2 protein-coding genes are annotated in these 796 nt (G+C 67.6%); both read right to left on the bottom strand.

The window, feature by feature from the left end:
• Positions 1-457 (bottom strand): hypothetical protein (locus BGIM_RS65885; protein WP_193788992.1); only part of this gene is annotated, 457 nt, incomplete at its 3' end.
• Positions 454-796: P-loop NTPase family protein (locus tag BGIM_RS50770; RefSeq protein WP_040889374.1), on the bottom strand; the 343-nt coding region annotated here is incomplete at its 5' end. The genes BGIM_RS50770 and BGIM_RS65885, both read right to left, overlap by 4 nt.

The raw sequence follows: 796 nt of genomic DNA, 5'->3' as shown, positions 1-796 counted from the left end.
CGACGGCCACCACGATCCCCGGAGCCCCCACGACGGCGAGCGCCACGCCGACCCGCCAGAGCCGGGCCAACGCGAGGTCGCGGGCCGAACACGGGGTCATCCGAAGCCACAACACTTGGTCCCGCGCGAAACTCGCGGACGACGGCATGAGCATGACGGGAAGCACGTACGCAAGCCCGGCGATCATCCACCACCACGAAAACAACTCGCGGAGGTAGTCCTCCGTGGCGTCGTCGAGGGCTTTGGCCGCCTCCGATTCGGCAACGGACTCGTCGTCGGAAATGTAGATCGTCGTGCTCTTCGGGAGTTCCACGCCCCACAGCTCGAGCGTCGACCCCTTCCGCTGCACGGCGAACATCGGCACCGCGAGGACGGCGAGCGTCACCAGCGTAATGACCGCCTTGCGGACGACCCCGCGCCCGGACAGCCTGAACAAAATTCGGAACTTGCCGGTCATTGCGAGGCCTCCGTCTGCTCCCGGTTGCGGGTCATTTTCAATTCGAGGTTGAGGGTCTCGGGGCTCACGGCCGTCTCGCCGAACCACTTGAAGACGGCGTCGAGTGTCAGGGCCAGCCGGCGCGGCTCGCCGCCGTTGGCCGACAACTCGCAATTCCAGCCGGTTATTTGCGCGGACTCCAGCCGGCCCCGCGCGACTTGAACGATCTTCCGCAGGCCGAGCGCCAGCAGTTCGTTGTGGTCGTGCGTCACCCAGAGCACGGCCGTCCTGCCGGCCCCGAGCGTGTGGCCGATGGCGTCCAGCAGCACCTTGCGATGCGGCGGGTCCAGGCCGGCGGTC

This window comes from Zavarzinella formosa DSM 19928, assembly GCF_000255705.1.
Lineage (GTDB): Bacteria > Planctomycetota > Planctomycetia > Gemmatales > Gemmataceae > Zavarzinella > Zavarzinella formosa.
The sequence above is the reverse complement of the archived record's forward strand: the minus strand, read 5'-3'. Positions and strand labels throughout refer to the sequence as shown.